This is a genomic window from Dickeya oryzae, assembly GCF_020406815.2.
Taxonomy (GTDB): Bacteria; Pseudomonadota; Gammaproteobacteria; order Enterobacterales; family Enterobacteriaceae; genus Dickeya; species Dickeya oryzae.
The window spans coordinates 1,366,392-1,383,349 of sequence record NZ_CP162670.1; the positions used below are offsets into that span (position 1 = coordinate 1,366,392).

At 55.5% G+C, this 16,958-nt stretch carries 14 protein-coding genes; 8 read left to right on the top strand and 6 right to left on the bottom strand.

Annotated features, from left to right (window positions below):
- Positions 1-7: 7 nt before the first annotated feature.
- Positions 8-808, bottom strand: a complete 801-nt coding sequence (hutG, locus tag LF929_RS05940) for an N-formylglutamate deformylase (RefSeq protein ID WP_210174112.1) — start codon at positions 806-808, stop codon at positions 8-10.
- Positions 805-2,019, bottom strand: coding sequence for an imidazolonepropionase (gene hutI / locus LF929_RS05945; RefSeq protein ID WP_226092709.1), 1,215 nt, complete (start codon positions 2,017-2,019; stop codon positions 805-807). Before hutI ends, hutG begins: the two co-directional genes overlap by 4 nt.
- Positions 2,020-2,249: 230 nt before the next feature.
- On the opposite strand from hutI, the gene LF929_RS05950 reads away from it, so the two are divergent.
- Positions 2,250-3,614 carry a formimidoylglutamate deiminase gene (locus LF929_RS05950; protein ID WP_226092710.1) on the top strand — a complete coding sequence of 455 codons (1,365 nt, stop codon included), beginning with the start codon at positions 2,250-2,252 and terminating at the stop codon, positions 3,612-3,614.
- Entirely contained in the window at positions 3,614-4,162 is a 549-nt protein-coding gene (locus LF929_RS05955; RefSeq protein ID WP_226092763.1) for a HutD family protein, read from the top strand. Before LF929_RS05950 ends, LF929_RS05955 begins: the two co-directional genes overlap by 1 nt.
- 64 nt (positions 4,163-4,226) lie before the next feature.
- Here LF929_RS05955 and LF929_RS05960 read toward each other — a convergent pair whose 3' ends face one another.
- From LF929_RS05960 to hutC, 4 genes are all read right to left on the bottom strand, one after another.
- Positions 4,227-4,919, bottom strand: a complete 693-nt coding sequence (locus tag LF929_RS05960; RefSeq protein ID WP_016943370.1) for a response regulator — start codon at positions 4,917-4,919, stop codon at positions 4,227-4,229.
- Positions 4,920-4,942: 23 nt separating this feature from the next.
- Complete coding sequence (locus LF929_RS05965) at positions 4,943-6,556, bottom strand: sensor histidine kinase (RefSeq protein ID WP_038905151.1); 1,614 nt, start codon at positions 6,554-6,556, stop codon at positions 4,943-4,945.
- Positions 6,557-6,748: 192 nt separating this feature from the next.
- Positions 6,749-8,065: a PTS transporter subunit IIC gene (locus LF929_RS05970; protein WP_016943372.1), complete on the bottom strand. Its 1,317-nt coding sequence runs from the start codon at positions 8,063-8,065 to the stop codon at positions 6,749-6,751.
- A gap of 601 nt (positions 8,066-8,666) precedes the next feature.
- On the bottom strand, positions 8,667-9,416 hold the full coding sequence (hutC, locus tag LF929_RS05975) for a histidine utilization repressor (protein WP_038905149.1): 750 nt from the start codon (positions 9,414-9,416) through the stop codon (positions 8,667-8,669).
- Positions 9,417-9,717: 301 nt separating this feature from the next.
- On the opposite strand from hutC, the gene LF929_RS05980 reads away from it, so the two are divergent.
- The 6 genes from LF929_RS05980 (at position 9,718) to hutU (ending at position 16,786) form a co-directional block, all read left to right on the top strand.
- On the top strand, positions 9,718-10,407 hold the full coding sequence (locus tag LF929_RS05980) for an ATP-dependent Clp protease proteolytic subunit (RefSeq protein WP_038908649.1): 690 nt from the start codon (positions 9,718-9,720) through the stop codon (positions 10,405-10,407).
- A 380-nt stretch (positions 10,408-10,787) separates the two neighbouring features.
- Positions 10,788-11,750 (top strand): ABC transporter substrate-binding protein, encoded by a 963-nt coding sequence (locus LF929_RS05985; RefSeq protein ID WP_226092711.1) that lies wholly within the window; start codon positions 10,788-10,790, stop codon positions 11,748-11,750.
- 18 nt (positions 11,751-11,768) lie between these two features.
- Positions 11,769-12,629, top strand: coding sequence for an ABC transporter permease (locus LF929_RS05990; RefSeq protein ID WP_016943376.1), 861 nt, complete (start codon positions 11,769-11,771; stop codon positions 12,627-12,629).
- The gene (locus LF929_RS05995; protein WP_019844937.1) at positions 12,626-13,411 is read left to right on the top strand and encodes an ABC transporter ATP-binding protein; all 786 of its coding nucleotides are present in this window, start codon (positions 12,626-12,628) and stop codon (positions 13,409-13,411) included. The genes LF929_RS05990 and LF929_RS05995 overlap by 4 nt, the downstream gene beginning before the upstream one ends.
- Positions 13,412-13,518: 107 nt before the next feature.
- Entirely contained in the window at positions 13,519-15,081 is a 1,563-nt protein-coding gene (hutH, locus tag LF929_RS06000) for a histidine ammonia-lyase (RefSeq protein WP_226092712.1), read from the top strand.
- Positions 15,082-15,094: 13 nt separating this feature from the next.
- On the top strand, positions 15,095-16,786 hold the full coding sequence (gene hutU, locus LF929_RS06005) for a urocanate hydratase (RefSeq protein ID WP_226092713.1): 1,692 nt from the start codon (positions 15,095-15,097) through the stop codon (positions 16,784-16,786).
- Positions 16,787-16,958 lie beyond the last annotated feature (172 nt).

The following is a 16,958-nucleotide window of genomic DNA, read 5'->3' on the forward strand; positions in this document are numbered from 1 at the left end:
CCGGCGGTCAGCGATGATACTGTCTGGCCGCCGCGTCCATGAAGGTGCGAACGATGCGCTCCAGCATCGGCTGTAATGCCTGTGCCTTGTCCGGTTGCCAGGCGAAAGGTGCCTGTTCACTCATGTAGTTACACTGTGCCAGTTCCAGTTGCATCGCGTGTTGGTGCTGTGCTGGCTGGCCGTAAGCCCGGGTGATGTAGCCGCCACGGAAACGACCATTCATGACCCAGCTCCAGCGCTGTTGTGAGTGGCAGGTCTCCAGCAACGCTGATTCGATAGCCGGTGCGCAGCTCAGGCCGCCGTTGGTACCCAGGTTCAGGTCTGGCAATTGTCCATCAAACAAGCGTGGAATACGCGACGCAATGGAGTGTGCATCGAATAGCAACGCGTAGCCGTGGCGCTGTTTAATGCGTGCCAGTTGCTGTTGGATTTGCTGGTGATAAGGATGCCAGATATCGCGCAGATAGCGGGAACGATCGGTATCAGACGGTGCATTACCGGGAACAAATGCTGGCGTGCCATCGAACAAAATATCGGGGAATAGGCCGGTGGTGGCGGTGGTATACAGTGGCTGGTCGTCGGCCGGGCGGTTCAGGTCGATAACAAAACGTGAGTAGTTAGCCGCCAGTACGCTGGCACCGAGCCCGTGGGCAAAATCGTACAACTGCGGAATATGCCAGTCGGTATCTGATAGCGGGCGAGCGGCGGGTGTGAGTCGGTCCGCTACTTCCGGCGTAAGATCGGTACCGGCGTGGGGGATGCTGAGCAACAGTGGGCTGTCACCCTCAGTCAAGGTAAATGGCGTCATCGACGGTGTTCTCCTCGAAAAATCGTCGTACAGGGCAGTTGACCGCCCAACCAGTAAACCAGTTCTGCCGGACGCGCCAGCGGCCAGTGGACAAAATCGGCCACTTTACCGGGTTCCAGCGAGCCGTGACTCTGTTCCAGCCCCAGTGCGCGGGCCGCGTATAAGGTGACGCCAGCCAGTGCTTCTTCCGGTGTTAATCGGAACAAGGTGCAGGCCATGCTGAGCATCAGACGCAGTGACAACGCGGGCGAGGTGCCAGGGTTGCAGTCGCTGGCGATAGCCATCAGTACGCCGTAGCGGCGAAACAGTTCGATCGGCGGGCATTGTGTTTCGCGTAGCAGGTAATAGGCCCCGGGCAACAGCACCGCGGTCGTGCCCGCGTCGGCCATTGCCGCGACATCCTGTTCGGTGGCGTATTCCAGATGATCGGCGGAGAGCGCCTGAAAGCGAGCGGCTAACGCACTGCCATGCAGCGATGACAGTTGCTCGGCGTGCAGTTTCACCGGCAGGTGAAGCGCCTGAGCGGCCTGAAACACACGTTCGACCTGCGCCGGGCTGAACGCCAGGTGTTCGCAGAAGGCATCAACGGCATCGGCCAGTCCTTCGCTGACGACCGTGGGCAGCAACTCCTGGCAGACCAGATCGATCCACGCCTCCGGCTGTTGCCGGTATTCGGGGGGAATGGCGTGGGCGGCCAGACAGGTGGAAACAACCTGCACCGGCTGTTGTCGCCCCAGTTCACGGATTACCCGCAGCATTTTCAGCTCGCTGTCCAGCGCTAACCCATAACCGGATTTGATCTCAATCGTCGTCACCCCTTCAGCCAGTAAGGGCTTTAAACGCGCCAGTGCCGAGGTGAGCAGGCTATCGTGGCTCGCTTCGCGGGTGGCATTGACGGTAGAAAGGATGCCACCGCCGGCAGTGGCGATATCGGCATAGCTGACGCCATTGAGGCGTTGTTCGAATTCACCGCTGCGATCACCGCCAAACACCAGATGGGTATGGCAGTCGATCAAACCGGGTGTAATGATGCCGCCACCGAAATCGGTGACCTGTGATGGCGCGAAGTCGGGCAATGTGTGCCGTGCACCCAGCCAGACGATGCGCCCGGCGGTGACGGCCAGCGCCCCATCCTCAATCACGTGATAGCGGCCGCCACGCAGGGTGACCAGATCAGCGCCCAGCCACAGGCTGTCGCACGGTATCGTCATCGTGTATTCCCTTGCTATTATAATCTTGTATAGACAAGTTATACGCCACCACAGCATTTCAGCAAGCTGTGACGGAATAGGAATTTCTTATTCACTTTCTCCGTCACAGTACCGGCAGTGAACCCGCGTTGATGGCGGAATAAAAAAGCCTTATATCCCACGTCGCAAACTTTGGTGTATAGATATGTCTATACAATATTATTGATGACAATCACCGACAGGATCTTGCTATGTCCGTTTATTTTGCCGAACGTGCGTTACTGCCACAGGGAATGGCGCGCCATGTGCGTCTGGAAGTGGATGAACAGGGGTATCTGCAATCCGTTACGCCGCAGGCGGAGCCAGAAGGCGCGCAGCGGCTCAGCGGCATCGTGCTGCCGACGATGGTTAACCTGCATTCACACGCCTTTCAACGTGCGATGGCCGGGCTGGCGGAAGTGGCGGGCCATCCGCAGGACAGTTTCTGGACCTGGCGCGACCTGATGTATCGCATGGTGTCGCACCTGACGCCGGAACAGGTGGGCGCGATTGCTACCCGGTTGTATATCGATATGCTCAAAGGTGGCTACAGCCAGGTGGCGGAGTTTCATTATTTGCACCACGACCCGCACGGTAAACCCTACCGCCAGCATGACATGTTGCGCCATCTGCTGGCGGCGGCGCAGCAGGTCGGCATCGGTCAAACCATGCTGCCGGTGCTCTACAGCTACAGTGGTTTCGGCGCACAACTGCCGCAGCCGGGGCAGGCGCGTTTTATTCAGGATGTAGACCATTACCTGCGCCAGCAGGAAACGCTGGCCTCGCTGGTGCAGCCTTATCCGTTGCTCAATCACGGGTTGTGTTTTCATTCGTTGCGGGCGGTCAGTCAGAATCAGATGGAGGATGTGCTGGAAGCCACTGACAGTAGCCTGCCGGTACATATCCATATCGCCGAGCAGCAAAAAGAAGTGGAGGATTGCCTGAACTGGAGCGGAGAACGCCCGGTACAGTGGTTGTTTAATCGGTTTGCGGTCGACGCCCGCTGGTGTCTGGTGCATGCCACCCATTTGGATGACTGGGAACTGAGTCGACTGGCCGACAGTCTGGCAGTAGCGGGGCTGTGCCCCACCACCGAAGCCAATCTCGGTGACGGTATTTTCCCGCTTGACCGCTATGTGGCAGCGGGAGGGCGCTGGGGCATCGGTTCTGATAGCCATGTGTCGCTGAATGTGCTGGAAGAACTACGCTGGCTGGAATACGGGCAGCGGCTGCGTGATCGCCGCCGTAACCGGGTGGTGACCGTGCAGCAACCAGCGGTCGGCAGCCTGTTATACGCTCAGGCATTGCAGGGCGGTGCTCAGGCCTGCCGGGTGCCGGTCGGCGAATTAAGTGAAGGCTGGCGCGCTGACTGGCTGGTGTTGCGTGAAGACGCGTTGCTGAGCGCGGTGGCCGACGACAGTGTGCTCAACCGCTGGTTGTTTGCTGGCGGGAGTCAGCAGATCCAGGAGGTATGGGTGGCGGGTAAATCGGTTATCAAAGACGGGCGGCACGCGCTGGACGACGAAGCCGACGCCCGGTTTATCGACGTCATGAAAACATTGCAGGCGGTGCTGTGATGCACAGGTTTAGTCTGGATAAGCTGGCGGTCAGCCGCTGGAAAAACGGCGGTGGTGAAACCCGTGAGATTTGCCGGATAGCCTCTGATCAGCCCGATGGGGATTTTGCCTGGCGAGCCAGTATCGCCACCATCGAGAAAGACGGTGATTTTTCCCGTTTTCCCGGTGTCGATCGGGTGATCACACTGTTGTCTGGGGAGGGTGTAATACTCTGTGGTGAAGGCTGGCAACACCGGTTGACGTTGCATCAGCCGTTTGCCTTTACCGGTGAACAGGCTATCACCGCGCGTCTGTGCGGTGGCCTCAGCCTGGACTTCAATATTATGGTGGAAAGATGTGGTCACCGGGCAGACGTCTCGGTCATCAAGGGGACGACGGTGCAAACGCCAGATACCGACGGCATCGCCTATGTACTGGCCGGCCACTGGTGTGCTGACTCACACCGCCTGGCTGTCGGGGAGGGGGCATGGTGGCGTTCATCAAGGGCAGGCTGGATACCCGATGACGACAATGCCGTCTTACTCCTTGCCACAATCCACGCACGATAGTTCCCCTGCACCGGTAGCCGGGACAATGTCCGGTGAGTGAGTGCGGGTTACCCTATGGTGCTGGCTAATTGAACGCCAGTCGGTAAAAACGTTGAGGCCGCCCGACGGTGCCGTGCTGAATGTGGGCTTCCAGCAATTTAATGTTTTTGCAGTATTCCAGATAGCGCCGGGCGGTAGACTTACTGATGCCAATCATATCGCTCAGGCTGTCGGCGGTGTGCTGCGTGTGCTCGCCGGAAAACGCCGCCCGTACCTGATTGAGTGTCAACTCGTCGATACCTTTTGGGTAGGTAAACCCGGCTGGTACATGATGTGGAATGCTCTGACGTATGACCCGGTCTATCTCGTCTTGTTGCAGGTGCGATTTCTGGGCGACTTTTCTGTTGAACATCAGGTAGTTTTTCAGCGCCTCTTCCAGCCGCTCCAGTATGAACGGTTTGACCAGATAATCACTGGCACCGTGCCGTATTGCTGCTTTAATCGTCTCGATGTCGTTGGCCGCGGTAATAAAAATGACGTCGACCTCCGGTTGGGTGGCACGCAGATGCTTCATCATGTCGATACCGGTGCCATCGGGCAGGTAGTTATCCAGCATCACGAGGTCGGGTTTTTGGGCGGCGATGGCTATTCGGGCATCTGCCAGCGTGTCTGCGCTGCCTAATAGCAGGAATTCAGGGTGTTTCCTGATGAAGCTTTCAATAAAGAAAGCCATGTCGTGATTGTCCTCAACCAAAAAGACGCTGATCGTGTTTGCCATAGCGTTAATCTTCTAACTATCGGTTAAACTTTGGGTATATAAACGGAAAAGACTGCGCCGTCGTTATCGCCGTCTGTATCAACCAGACAAACGCCCTGTGCCTTTTGTACCAGCGACTGCACCAGATACAAACCGACACCATGATGGCGTCCTGATTTGCTGGTCGTGCCTTTCATAAATAGCTCTTCTATCGCCACCTGACCGAGTCCTGGGCCGTTATCCTGCACCGATAAGACGATTTCATCACTGCTGTCATTGAGATAAAGTTCGACAGATTGCGCACGGGCGGGCATTTTCACCGTGGCTTCCAGCGCGTTATCCAGCAGGTTGCCAATGATACAGGCCATTTCCTCGGCGCTCAGTGGTGCATCCGTTCCAGTGTAACAAGAGAGCGGGTCAATCTGCAGGTCGATGCCCAGTTCGCTCGCCCGTCCCAGTTTACCGAGTATCAACCCGGCAACACAGGGGCAGTGGAAAGACTGGATGATGGCGTCATAAAGCTGCTGTTGCTGGGCGTTTTCCTGCGCAACATACTGGCTGACTCGCTCATATTCCCCTAACTGGAGCAGGCCGTAGATAACCGCCAGCCGGTTTTTGAATTCGTGGCTGATAACCCGCAGCTCTTCGCTTTCATGTTTGATGTGATTGACCTGTTTGGTCATCAACGTTTCGTTCGTTCTTTCCCTCAGGCTAATGACAAAACCGGCAAACTCATCCTGCTGGTTGAGGATGATGGCGCGGTTAGCGATAAACGTCGAGCCGTTGAAGGTGACGTCTACATCATGGCATTCCTGACGTTCGCTGGATAAAAAGAAATCAGCCGGTACGACATAATCGGTAATGCTGTGTCCGGTCAGCGGATTGTTGGGATGGTCGATAGCGAGCATCTTTTTGGCCGCGTTATTGATGGCGATGATGCGACCTTCCGGGCTGACGGCAATCACGCCATCGTAAATGGCGTGCAGAATGGCCCGGCGTACCTGGTATCTATAATTGATCATCTCCGGCGTCAGGCCAGACATCTGCTTTTTCAGCAGACGGTAGGAAAAGACACCGCCGAGTAAAATCAGGATAAAGACGGCAACCAGCAAGCCGAGGAATGGCGAGAAGTAGTCCTCCAGCAGGATCTGTCGGTGCGCTTCCGTATACCCAACCGAGACATAGCCGATGAATTTACCGTCGAGCAGCAAAGGGGCGCGGGTTTTGACCGAGGCACCAGAATAACCGGTATTGTTGACCGTGTAGCTTTTTCCGGTGCGCAGCAGTTCAATATTACCGCTATCGTTGATGACACGGTTCACCTGCGCCGGATCAGGATGGTAGAGACGGATGTTATCCGGGTCGCTGATGACAATGAAATCCGCATCACTGCGCGCGTAGCGTTGACTGATAAGATTACGCAACATCGCCAGATCCCGATGCTGGACCGCCTGCTTGAGTGCCGTGTCCTGCGAGAGGATAAGCGCCAGATTCTTGGATTTATCCGCTACGTCGTTATACAGCAGATGACTGATAACGAGAAAAACCGCGCAGCCGGTCACCACCACCACGGCCAGCGATGTGATGAAATAGTAAAGTATTATCTGATACTTATAAGAGCTGCTTGGCTCGCCGCTGCGGGTGATGGCCTCTGACATGGTGTATTCCGTCAGTGATGGTTGTACAAAAGATAACGACCGCCGCATCCTGTCGTGCCGTCTGGGTAAGCTATCTGATTGCTTGCGAGCCACGGGAAACAGGAGCGAGTAGGGCTATTTAAACAGACTAGCGGCCTGATTGCCTCAGGCCGCATCAATGTTTCTGGTGATAACGCAGGTAGCGGTAACGCGTTAGCGATTCAACAGTGACAACACGCTATGCAGCGAAAGGCCCAGTAACGTGAAATCGGTGGTTGAGTAGGTGGTCGGTGCATCGACACCCGCATCGTGGATCGGCTGGAAAATAAACGCCGAACCGGCAATAGAGATGATGCCGCAAGCCACCGCACCGATGACCGCGCCACGGATACCACCGGTGGCATTACCGATAATGCCTGCGCCGCCGCCACTGGCAAAGGTAAACAACAGGCTGGGAACCATTGCCGGATAACCGAATACCGGCAACAAAATCATGGTCAGGAAGCCACTGATGGTGCAGCAGATAAAACCGATGAAAACCGCGTTGTTGGAATAAGGAAACAGTGAATAAATTTCAATCGCCGGAATGGATTTCTTAATGATTTTATCGCTGATACCTTTAAACGCCGGAATCAGTTCTTCGATAAACATATGTACACCGCGGGTCAGCATATAAACCCCGGCTGAAAATAACCCAGCTTGTTTGAGCAAAAACAGAAAAATATTGGTGTGGCTGTGATCTTTATGGCTGGCATCCGCGATGACCTGTACGTGTTCAGCACCGGCAACCAGTGAGGAGATAACAAAAAACAGCAACATCACAAAGAAGGTTGAAACCTGCTTATCTTTTAAGAAGCCGATACTGGTCGGAATAGCCAGTTTCTCGGCGTCGACTTCTTTATTACCGAATTTTTCGCCCAACCAGCCAGCCAGCATATAACTGGTGGAACCAAATTGGCCGATAGAAAAATCACCGGACTGTCGTAACGCATCACAGTTTTCAATTTGTCGACAATAGCGCACCAGCAAGGCGGGAGAAATAACACACCACACTCCGGTAATAAGCGTCGCCAATATCGCCGAGCTGGAAACGGAGATACCGTGCAGCATGGCGATGATGGTCAGACAACTGACCATGAAGAACACATGATGCCCGGAAAGGACGATATATTTCAGCGGTGTAATTTTAGCCAGCACAATATTGAAAAACATGGCACCGATAAGACCGGCAGCAATGGCGGAAGAGTAAAGCTTGCCGAGTTTTTCCATCGCGACAACAATCACCACTTCATTGTTGGGGACGATACCCTGGACGTGAAAAGCGGTCAGGAAAATTTTTGAAAAGTTACTCAATGCTGGCGAGATAAGCAGGTCTGCGCTGGCGAACAGAATGATGAAACCCAGATAGGTTCTCACTGTTGACGTAATGATGTCATTGATGTTCTTCTTTTGAATAATATTTCCCAACATGGTGAAAAGACTCACCAATATGGCGGCGTCTTTGAGTAATTCAATCAGAAATTGAAGCACGATATTCCCCTTTATTAATAAATCTCTACTCAGGGTAAAATAACGGTGTTCATATCGGTGAAAGTTGATCTGCGGTCACATTGGTGGATAAATTTAAAGCATTAAATGATTTTTATGCGCTTAATTATTATTTGGTTGATTTTGTTTTTTTGTTTTTTTACCGTCGGCAACGAATTAAGCGTTACGGTTTATCCGCTTTATGTTAATGAATATTTTTGCGAATGTTAAGTGTGGTGATGAATTAATTGATGTATTTTAGTGCTATTACATATTCAGGCTGCATTATCTTTTTATTTTTGTAAAAATACTGAGTATTTTTTATTGAAATAAGTGAATTGTGCTGGCGGGTATATCGTGGGGCGATCGGATGATGAATAAAACCAGGTCACGTGCGCCTTATCGTCACAGATAGCACATAAAAAGAGCAACACAGAATAAAAGCAGGTGGTTTCGGTATTGATGTGGAACTTGTCTCCCCTTGTGATGCAACGAGACCGCTTCCATCTGCTTTTCTCATATCGCCATATTCCCATTCAACACTAAGGTGCCGTTTCCCTGCCTGTGGGCGGCTGGCACCAGAATAGCCGAATGGGATAGGCGCTTAGCCGCCGAACCGTCCGAACAATTGATAACGGGAACCGGGATAAAACAGCCGCGCAGCGGTAACGACCCGCGAGCCGTGCCAGGTCCGGCGGCGGATCAGCAGACAAGGCTCCTGTTCGTCCAGCGCCAGTAGCTCGCGCTGGCGTGGTTCAGCGGCAACCGCTTCAACCCGGTGCTCACCGGCGGTCAGTGGTGCCACACGGCTCAGGTAACTGTGTGGCGTGACAACAGTAAAATCCTGTTGCAGATAATCCGGTGCCACCTGGGGGTTCACGTAGCGGATCTCCAACTGTACCGGCACGCCGTTTTCATAGTGCACAATTTGCGAATGAAACAGTGGCTGCCCAGGCGCGATATCCAGTTGTGCGGCCTGATCGCCGTCGGCACTGAGACGTTCGAGCAGCAGTACCTGGCTGCTGTGGCGATGACCGCGTGCGGCAATTTCATCGGCAATGTTGTGAACTTCCAGCATCGCGGTATGGGCTTTCTGCTCTGCCACAAAGGTTCCCACCCCCTGCATCCGCACCAGAAAACCTTCGCTGGTCAGTTCCCGTAATGCCCGGTTGATGGTCATACGGCTGACACCCAATTCGTTGACCAGCTCACTTTCCGACGGCACCCGTTGGTGTGATTGCCAGGCTCCGCTACGAATCTGGTTGATAATGGCTTGCTTTACCCGCTGGTAGATGGGGGCCGGGGTATCACTCATGGCCGCGGCAAGTTGGGACGCGGTTTGCTGGTCGGTCAAGGCGTTATCCTCAAAAGGCGACAGATAATGGCAGTGTAACGAACAACGCCCAGTCCTGTATAGACAACCTGTGAGGCGAGGTGGTTTTTGTCGTTGCTGACGTTCGCTTAGGTTGTAGTAAAAACGAGGGAGTAAAAGCTGAGAAAATAAAAACGGAGAGAGTAAAGCCAGAGACGTCACATTTCATCATATCCCGTTACCTTTTGGCATTTCCAAAGCCAAAGGGCCTGTAACACAGTGAATTGCCTGCCATTCGGCGGTGTGACACACCACAGCTCGGATAACTGATGAGGAAATAAACGTGAAGAAACGCCTCTGCCTGTTGCTGCCGTTATTACCGTTGAGCGTATTGCCTGCAAGTGCGATGGCAACGCTGAAAATGATCACCACACCGGGTGTCGCGCCGGATGCCGTGAGCGCAGTAAAAATGTATTTCAGCGGAAATATCAATGAAGAAAAAGTAACCGAGCTGACGATGGCGCTGGATGAAGCGAATATGCGCTTCAAAAACGCGCACGACCTCTATTTGTATATCAATAGTCGAGGCGGTGAGTTAGACAGTGCCCATGTTGCTTATCTGGCGATAAAAAGCTCGCGTATTCCGGTGACGACCGTCGATATGTCGATGACGGCTTCTGCCGCTACCGTGCTGTTCTGTGGGGCCAAAAACCGGGTCATGTTGCCGAATACGACCCTGCTTATCCATCCTCCAGCCGTTAATCAGAACGAGAAAAGTAGCACACCGGACAGCCTGGAGCTTAAGCAGCAGTGGTCTTCGCATTATGTCGACATGCTAAAAAACGTTTACCGGCAGTGTACTACGCTGAGTGATGAGGCGATGAACAAGGCGTTACACAGCGAAGATGCACATTTGTTTCTGAGCAATAGTGAAGCGGAAAAAATTGGCATAACGACCGCGACCGAAGAACAGATTCATGCCGCCGATGTGGTTTATTTCATCAATGATGGTTCGCCCCGGGATAAGGGATAACGTTTTCCCCCAGTGTCTCACCCGAACCTGATTTCACTGACTCTTTCACCGCCAAAGTGCGTGATGATGCGTACACGTCCGGCTAAGTCGTCCACCTCAGTGCAGTTTTTGACGCCGAAACCCCCTTTTTAGCCTGGCACTAAGGGGGCGACAAACTCAAACAGCGTGGTGCCTTTACATGGTTGAAAACAGGGCAGGGTGCACCGTTATAGGGCGCTCTGCCTCCCTCCCTGTGGTGATTCTCTTCTTCCTGTCGCGTCATCCCGCCGTTTTTCCGTCGATTTACCGGTGTTGCTGTGCTGGCACGCCTCTTGCTTGTATAGACAAGATTATAACACTTGCGGTCCATTGCTTTTTCTTTTCCTGACAGGAGTAGAAACATGAGTACAGCACCAGGTCGTACCGGTTGGAAAATCTCGTTGATGGCGGTTTGTCTGGCTAGCGCCCTGAGCGCACAGGCGCAGGAAACGCCGGTGGCTATCGGTATTTCCGGCTGGACGGGCTTCGCCCCGCTGACACTGGCGGATAAGGCCGGTATTTTTCAACAGCACGGGCTGAAGGTGGATCTGAAAATGATCCCACAGAAAGACCGCCATCTGGCGGTGGCATCTGGTGCGATTCAGTGTGCCGCAACAACGGTGGAAACCTACGTTTCCTGGGCGGCCAGTGGTGTGATGCTCAAACAGATTGTCCAGCTCGATAAATCCTACGGTGCGGATGGACTGGTGGTACGCAACGGCATTAACAGTGTGCATGACCTGAAAGGGAAAACCATCGGCGTTGATGCGCCCGGCACCTCGCCGTACTTCGCACTGGCGTGGATGCTGGATAAAAACGGCATGAGCTTGAAAGACGTCCACCTTGCAACGTTGTCGCCGCAGGCGGCGGCTCAGGCGTTTGTTGCCGGGCAGAATGATGCCGCTATGAGCTATGAACCGTACTTGTCTACCATTCGTCAGCAGCCGGACAAGGGAAAAATTCTCGCCACGACACTCGATTACCCGATGGTGATGGACACGCTCGGTTGTACGCCGGCGTTTTTGCAGCAACATCCGCAGGCCGCGAAAGCCCTGGTAGAAAGCTATTTTGACGCGCTGGAGATGATTAAAACGCAGCCGGATAAGGCCTATGACATCATGGGCGCGGCGGTGAAAACCAGCGGTAAGGAGTTCGCCGAGTCAGCCCGTTATCTACGCTGGCAGGACCGGGAGCAAAATCGCGTCTTCTTTAGTGGTGAAATCGCCCGGTTCAGCGAAGAAGCGTCAAAACTGTTGCTGGAGGCGAAAGTCATTCGCCAGCAACCGGATCTTTCCGCGCTGTATGACGCCAGCTATGTGAAATAACCGAGGAGAGATGCGGACATGGCGGACATCAATAGCCTCCCTCACACCACCATGCGTACACCTGCGGCGCTGCCCGATGCGCCGGTGCGGGTGCATAACCCGTTGATGGTGCCGCTGCGACCGGTATCGATGCGCTTACGCTGGACGCTCGGCGTGGGGTTTTTTGTGCTGTTTATCAGCCTGTGGTCACTGGTGACGTTCAGCGGTGTGGTTTCCGCCACATTTCTGGCTAACCCGCTGACGATGCTGCATGAAGGGGTGTTGCTGTTTACTGATTATGATTTTCAGCAAGACATCGGCATGACGGTGATGCGCGTGGTGGCGGGTTTTCTGCTGGCGGCGTTGATTGGAGTGCCGCTTGGCATCCTGATGGGGGCCTACAAGCTGGTGGAAGCCTTCTTCGAACCGTTTGTGTCATTCTGCCGTTATCTGCCCGCCTCGGCGTTTGTACCGCTGCTGATTTTGTGGGCCGGTATCGGTGAGATGCAGAAGATTCTGGTGATTTTTATCGGCTCGTTCTTCCAGATTGTGTTGATGGTGGCGGTCAGCGTCGGCGCTGCAAGGCGTGATCTGGTCGAAGCGGCGTATACGCTCGGGTGCTCTAGCCGCAGTGTGGTGACCCGTGTGTTGATCCCCGGTGCGGCACCGGGGATCGCCGAATTGTTGCGGCTGGTACTCGGCTGGGCCTGGACTTACGTGATCGTCGCCGAGCTGATTGGTGCCTCAAGCGGTATCGGCCACATGATTGTCGATAGCCAGGCGCTGCTCAATACCGGACAAATCATCTTCGGCATTATTGTCATCGGCGTTATCGGGTTGCTGTCCGATTTCCTGTTTAAAGCCGTTAATCGCCGCTTATTCGCCTGGAGTCTGTCATGAAATACAGCAAGCTGACCATTCGGCAGGTAGAGCGGGTGTTTACTGGCCCGCACGGTGAGGCTATCCCGGCGTTGCAGCCTATCGATTATCAGGTCAATGAAAACGACTTCGTCACGATTTTAGGACCATCCGGTTGCGGTAAATCGACGTTACTGCGCATTATTGCCGGACTGGATACGCCAACCCGTGGCGAAGTCTGGCTGGATGGCGCGCTGGTGGACGGCCCCGGAGCCGATCGTGGCATGGTCTTTCAGAGCTACACCTTGTTTCCGTGGCTGACGGTGCGTGAGAACATCTGTTTTGGGTTGCAGGAGCGGGGTGTCAGTGCGGCGCAACAACGCGAGCGCAGCGAGTATTATCTGCATCAGGTGGGGTTAAACGGGTTCGAGCATCATTACCCGCGCCAGCTCTCCGGTGGCATGCAACAACGCACCGCCATTGCCCGCGCGCTGGCTAACGACCCGAAAGTCCTGTTGATGGATGAACCCTTCGGTGCGCTGGATAACCAGACCCGGGTCATGATGCAGGAGTTGTTGTTGTCGGTGTGGGAGTCGTCGCGCAAGACGGTGTTATTCGTCACCCACGATATCGACGAAGCGATTTTCATGGCTAACAAAGTGGCGATTTTCAGCGCCCGGCCGGGTCGGATTAAAACGGAAGTGGCAGTGGATTTTCCATGGCCGAGAGACTATACCCTTAAAACCTCGCCAGAATTTATGGCGCTCAAGGCGCGGGTGACGGAAGAGATTCGTAGTGAAACCCGGCAGGCGCTGGCCCACTGAGCAGCGCACTGCGGGTGTGCAGGATGAAACATACGCACCGGCTGGATAAAGGATGATGAACGCAGCCGGATTGGTTTAGCTTTACTTGTCTATACAGGATTAGATATATGTCACAAACCCGAAGCTATTGCCTGACGCCCGGCACGGTGGATCTCGCCACACTGCGCGCGATTTATCGGGGGAACGTCACCCTGACGCTGGCGGCACAGGCGCGCACGGCGGTGGCAGCCGCGCAGGAAACGGTGCAGAACATTGTGCGCCAGGACCGGGTGGTCTATGGCATCAACACCGGTTTTGGCAAGCTGGCCCAGACCCGTATCCCCGCCGACAGACTGGCGGAACTACAGCGTAATCTGGTGTTGTCCCACAGTGTCGGCATCGGTGAACTGTTGCCGGATGACGTGGTACGTCTGGTGATGGCGACCAAAGTCATTAGCCTGGCACGCGGGCACTCCGGGGTGCGATTGCAGGTCATCGATACCTTGCTGGCGCTGTTTAACGCCGGGGTCATGCCTTGTATTCCAGAAAAAGGTTCGGTGGGGGCCAGTGGCGATTTAGCACCGCTGGCGCATTTATCACTGCTGCTGTTGGGAGAAGGGCAGGCGCGGGTTGACGGCGCGCTTATCCCGGCGGCTGACGGGCTGGCGCGCGCTGGCGTTGAGCCGTTGGTACTGGGGCCGAAAGAGGGGCTGGCGCTGCTCAACGGTACTCAGGTGTCCACCGCGCTGGCGTTGCGTGGGCTGTTCGAGGCTGAAAACGTGTTTGCCGCCGGGCTGGTGGCAGGGGCGCTATCACTTGAGGCCATCAAAGGTTCGGTGAAACCGTTTGATGCCCGTATCCATCAGGCACGTGGTCAGCACGGACAGATCGGGGTCGCCGCGGCCGTTAGCACCTTGCTGACTGACAGTGAGATTTTGCAGTCACACGTGCATTGTGGCCGGGTACAAGACCCGTATTCGATTCGCTGTGTACCGCAGGTGATGGGGGCGTGTCTGGATAATTTGCGTCATGCCGCCCGCGTGCTGGTCATTGAAGCCAACGCCGCGTCGGATAACCCGCTGGTGTTTCCCGATGCCGATGAGGTGATTTCGGGGGGCAATTTCCACGCTGAACCGGTGGCGTTCGCCGCTGACATCATCGCACTGGCGGTGGCGGAAATCGGTGCCATTTCAGAACGGCGCATGGCGCTGCTGCTCGATAGCACCTTATCCGGGTTGCCGCCGTTTCTGGTTAACGATGGCGGGGTGAATTCCGGATTTATGATAGCCCAGGTGACCGCCGCCGCGCTGGCGTCAGAAAACAAATCGTTGGCGCATCCTGGCAGCGTCGACAGTCTGCCGACCTCCGCCAATCAGGAGGACCATGTATCGATGGCGACCTATGCCGCCCGTCGTCTCGGCAGCATGTGCTTTAACACCGCGACGGTGGTGGGGATTGAAGCCATGGCGGCGGCGCAGGGCATCGACTTCCATCGTCCACTGAAAAGTTCGCCGTTGCTGGAGCGTGAGCTGGCGCAGGTGCGTGAACAGGTGGCGTTTCTGGAGCGTGACCGTCTGATGGCGACCGATATTGAGCTGATGCGCCAGTGGGCCAGCCGTGATCACTGGCCGTCTGTTATCACCGCATTGTTACCCAGTTATGCCGCTGACCCGGCTTTTGCTTCTGTTTGATAAGGAATGTGCTATGACCTCCTCTTCGTCTACGACGTCTGCGGGTGCCCGCGTTGTGCGTGCTCCGCACGGCACCGAACTGCATTGTGAAAACTGGCTGATAGAAGCCGCTTACCGCATGATCCAGAATAACCTTGACCCGGATGTAGCCGAACGCCCGGAAGATCTGGTGGTGTATGGCGGGATTGGCAAAGCCGCCCGCAACTGGGACTGCTTCGACGCGATCCTGAACAGTCTTCGTCAGTTAAAGGCGGATGAAACCCTGCTGGTGCAATCCGGTAAACCGGTCGGGGTGTTTCGCACCCATGCTGACGCTCCCCGGGTGTTGATTGCCAACTCGAACCTGGTGCCGCATTGGGCCACCTGGGAACACTTCCATGAACTGGATAAAGCCGGGCTGATGATGTACGGGCAGATGACCGCCGGGTCGTGGATTTACATCGGTGCGCAGGGCATTGTGCAGGGGACTTACGAAACCTTCGCCGAAGCGGGTCGCCAGCACTATCAGGGCGATCTGAGCGGCAAATGGATCCTCACCGCCGGGCTTGGCGGCATGGGCGGCGCGCAGCCACTGGCTGGCGTATTGGCCGGTGCCTGTGTGCTGGCGGTGGAGTGTCAGGAGTCTCGCATTGATTTTCGGCTGCGTACCCGTTATCTCGACTATAAAGCCAACAGTATTGACGAGGCACTGGCGATGATCGCCGAGGCCTGCGCGCAGAAAAAGGCCATTTCCGTCGGTCTGCTCGGTAACGCTGCCGAGGTGTTGCCGGAACTGGTGAAACGAGCTAAAGCCGGTGGCATGAAGCCGGATATCGTCACCGACCAGACCTCCGCCCACGACCCGCTCAACGGCTATCTGCCCGCTGGCTGGAGTGTGGCGCGCTGGGAGCAGGAGCGCGTTAGCAATCCGCAGGCGGTGACGAAAGCTGCCTGTGCCTCAATGGCGGTGCATGTGCAGGCGATGCTGGATTTTTGTCACATGGGCGTGCCTACCGTGGATTACGGCAACAATATTCGCCAGCGTGCATTCGATGAAGGGGTGGGGAATGCCTTTGATTTTCCCGGCTTCGTCCCGGCGTACATTCGTCCGCTGTTTTGCGAAGGCAAAGGGCCGTTCCGCTGGGTGGCACTGTCCGGCGATCCGCAGGATATCTACAAAACCGATGCCAAACTCAAAGAACTGTTCCCGGATAATCACCACCTGCACCGCTGGCTGGACATGGCGCGTGAGCGCATCGCGTTTCAGGGGCTGCCCTCACGCATTTGCTGGCTGGGGCTGGGCGAGCGGCATCTGGCCGGGCTGGCGTTTAACGAAATGGTGCGTAACGGTGAGTTGAAAGCGCCGATCGTTATCGGTCGTGACCATCTGGACTGCGGTTCGGTGGCGTCGCCCAACCGGGAAACGGAAGCGATGCAGGACGGCACGGACGCAGTATCGGACTGGCCGCTGCTCAACGCGCTGCTGAATACGGCGGGTGGCGCAACCTGGGTCAGTTTGCATCACGGCGGCGGCGTCGGCATGGGCTTTTCCCAGCATGCCGGTATGGTGATTGTCTGTGATGGCAGCGAGCAGGCGGATGCCCGGTTAGGGCGTGTGCTGTGGAACGACCCGGCTACCGGGGTGATGCGTCACGCGGATGCCGGTTATGACATCGCTAAAGCCTGTGCGGCAACGCATCAGTTGAATTTGCCGATGGTGAAATAGAACACGTCGGTGCTTAGAGCCTGTTGAGATAGTCTTTCATACCGCAGACAAACGCATTAAGTACAGGATGAAGCATCTTTCCGGCGTCAAAAACTGCGCTGAGGTGGGCGACTTCGCCGGGTGAGCGACAGGACGTCGCGAAAGCCCGTGCCGTGTTGGGAGCACGTCACGG